Raw genomic sequence first — 3,170 nt, forward strand, 5'->3', positions numbered from 1 at the left:
TTCGGCTTGGTTTGTACCCAACCCCGCCGCCCCCCCGGGGCCCCGCGTCCCTGCCCCCCCCGCGGGGCCGTCCCTGCACCACGCGCGGTGTTTGCACAAACACGCACCAAAAAAACACACGCGTCGGGTTATGACGGAGAGCTAGTTGGCGAGGTTCCAGTTAGGTGCGTTTGCGGTAGCAAACTCGGTAAACCGGGATGCCCATTTTGCGGCTGCGACGTTCAAAGTGGGTGTGGAAGTCCAAGTCGTGGGTGGATTCCCGCTGGGTTTCGGGCAGCGGCACGCCCAATTCGGGTGCGATTTCCGCGATCAATTCCACGGTCAATTCAAAGTAATCCAGCACGTCGGTCCAGAAGTGCAGCCGGCCGCCGACGCGAAGGCAGCGACTGAAATTGAGAATGTTGTCGTGGCTGAGGACGCGACGTTTTCTGTGTCGCTTTTTCCACCACGGATCGGGGAAGTAAACGTGCACGGCTTCCAGCGACCCGTCTTCGATTCGTTTGCCCTCGTCCGTGACCGCGAACAGCGGGGTGGCGTCGCCAGCCAACATTTTCGCGTTGGCTCGCTCTCGTTTGGCCAGTCTGGCGGCAGCGTGAGCGGCGTACTTGCGAGCGATTTCAATCCCGAAGTAATTGTGCTCGGGACGACGATCGGATTCCGTTTGGATGAACAGTCCCTTCCCGCTGCCGACCTCAATTTCCAATGGTTGATCGTTGCCGAACAGCGTTTGGCTGTTGATTGTCGCTGGCAAGTCCTCGGGCGTTTTCAGCCAGGAATCCAGGTCCAAGGCGGGATTGGGTTTTCGAAGGGCGGCGCGAGGCATGCGAAGAAGCTGTCGAGGGAAGTGCGAAAGACTGTGTGCCGTCATCGTAACGCGACGCAAAATCTCTACAATCTTGCCTTTCTCGCTTTCTTCCCGGCTCGATTGGCCTCCCCCTAACGGATCCAGCACCTGCATGGCTGCGATGACAAACAAATTTGATGGCCTCCGCGTGGCCGCTTTGGAAAGCCGACGTGCCGACGACATGACCCGCCTGATCTGCAAATTCGGCGGTGAAGCGTTTGTCAGCCCTTCGATGCGCGAAGTCCCGATCGAGCCCAATCGGGCAGCAATCGACTTTGCTTATCGAATCATCACGGGCGACATCGGCATCGTGATTTTGATGACCGGTGTTGGCTTTCGATATCTGTTGAAAGCCACCGAGAAACACGTGGAACAACAGCGACTGCTCGATGCGCTCAGCGACATCACGACGATCTGTCGCGGTCCCAAACCGGTCGCGGTGATGCGAGAGTTTGGGCTGAAGCCGACTCACCGCGTGCCCGAACCGAACACTTGGCGGGAATTGCTGCAAACAATCGACGCGGGGATCCCGATCGCGAATCAAACAATCGGGATTCAGGAGTACGGCGTCAGCAACAAACAGTTGATCGCCGGCTTGGAAGCTCGCGGTGCGATCGCCGAGTCCGTCAAAGTCTACGGCTGGGAATTCCCCGAGGACACGCAGGCTTTGAAGGCAAATACACTTGCACTCGCCGAAGGTGAACGGGATATCTTGCTCGTCACCAGTGCTCATCAAGTCGTCAACTTGCTCCGCATGGGCGAAGAACTCGGGATCACGGATTCTTTGCGTGACGGTTTGTCCAAGACCGCCATCGTGTCGATTGGTCCCACGACCAGCGACATGTTGCGAGAGCATGACTTGACGGTCGCGATGGAGCCATCGCATCCCAAAATGGGGCACCTCGTCAGCGAATCGGCTCGAGAAGCCAAACGCTTGGTCGACCAAGTTCGTTTTCAATCGCCCGCCTCTGGATCGTCTGCCTCTGTCACGGTGCGGGCGGATGATTCCAATCTCATTTCTGCTAGCAAGACACCTATGCCCGCCATCGACGACCATCCCTCCCAGTCCAGTTTGTTCATGCGTGCGTGTCGCGGTGAGCCCACACCCCGCACCCCGGTCTGGATGATGCGGCAAGCCGGACGCTACATGCAGGAGTACCGCGATGTTCGATCGCAGCAATCGTTCTTGGAACTCTGCGCCAATCCTAAGTTGTGCAGCGAAGTGATGTGCACGGCCGTCGAAAAGCTGAACGTCGACGCGGCGATCATTTTCTCGGACTTGTTGCCGATCTTGGTCCCCATGGGATTCGACTTGGAGTTCGTCAAAGGCGATGGACCAGTCATTCACAACCCGGTTCGGTCGGCGGCGGATGTCGACCGAGTCAAAGGACTCGACAACCCTCAGGATCTTGGGTTCGTCTACGAGACGGTCAAGCAAACGCGAGCGGACCTGCCCGAGGGGATTCCGTTGATCGGATTCGCTGGCGCTCCGTTCACGCTGGCCAGTTATGCGATCGAAGGCGGCGGCAGCCGCCAGTACAGCAGCACGAAAGCTTTGATGCGGGCAGCCGATGGGGGCTGGGCCGCGTTGATGGATCGGTTGACCGACGCGATCATCGTCTATCTGAACGAGCAGATCTCAGCGGGAGCCCAATGTGTGCAATTGTTCGACAGTTGGGCTGGTTGTTTGTCGCCAGGTGACTACCGCGAGTTTGTGCTGCCTTGGATGAAACGCATCTTGGAAGGCGTGACTCCTGGCGTGCCATTGATCAACTTCGCAACCGGCAATCCGGAGCTATTGCCTTTGTTGCGTGGCGATCGCCGGACGGTGGTGGGAGTCGATTGGCGGATCGAATTGGACGTGGCTTGGAAACGCGTCGGGCATGACATCTCCGTCCAAGGCAACCTGGACCCGTCGGTGTTGTTGACCGATGCCAAGACCATTCGCGCGGCCGTGCAAGATGTTTTGAACAAGGCCGGCGGGCGCCCCGGACACATCTTCAATCTCGGTCATGGCGTGTTGCAACAAACCCCGGTTGAAAATGCCATTGAACTGGTCAAAGCCGTGAAAGAACTCTCGGTGCGAGATGATTTCTCAGCCGAGGATGGTGGAACGGATTCGTGAGCGAACCGTCTCGTGTTGTTTGCCCGTTGTGCCCGCTTCACTGCGACGATGTCGTGGTGAACACGGACGGATCGGTTCAAGCAAACGGGTGCGAGATCGCTGAGTCCGCCGACTCGTTTGTGAGCCAAGTGGCTCGCGCGGACGAGGCGACGTTGGCCCGGATCGCTGCGGGCGAAAAACCCATTCGCGTGATCACATCGG

The 3,170-nt window shown here is 58.4% G+C and carries 2 protein-coding genes and 1 pseudogene; 2 read left to right on the forward strand and 1 reads right to left on the reverse strand.

Annotation, left to right across the window (positions count from 1 at the left end; genetic code table 11):
* Positions 1-160: 160 nt before the first annotated feature.
* Complete coding sequence (trmB, locus tag ACF8AM_RS20100) at positions 161-823, reverse strand: tRNA (guanosine(46)-N7)-methyltransferase TrmB (protein ID WP_392557363.1); 663 nt, start codon at positions 821-823, stop codon at positions 161-163.
* A 133-nt stretch (positions 824-956) separates the two neighbouring features.
* Between trmB and hemE the strand changes: the two genes are divergently transcribed.
* Positions 957-2,969 (forward strand): uroporphyrinogen decarboxylase, encoded by a 2,013-nt coding sequence (gene hemE, locus ACF8AM_RS20105; protein WP_392557364.1) that lies wholly within the window; start codon positions 957-959, stop codon positions 2,967-2,969.
* Positions 2,966-3,170 (forward strand): annotated as a pseudogene (locus tag ACF8AM_RS20110) (hypothetical protein); the annotation flags it as partial. The gene hemE and the pseudogene ACF8AM_RS20110, both read left to right, overlap by 4 nt.

Origin of the sequence: Rhodopirellula sp. JB055 (assembly GCF_043100905.1) — a bacterium.
In the GTDB taxonomy this organism is placed as follows: domain Bacteria; phylum Planctomycetota; class Planctomycetia; order Pirellulales; family Pirellulaceae; genus Rhodopirellula.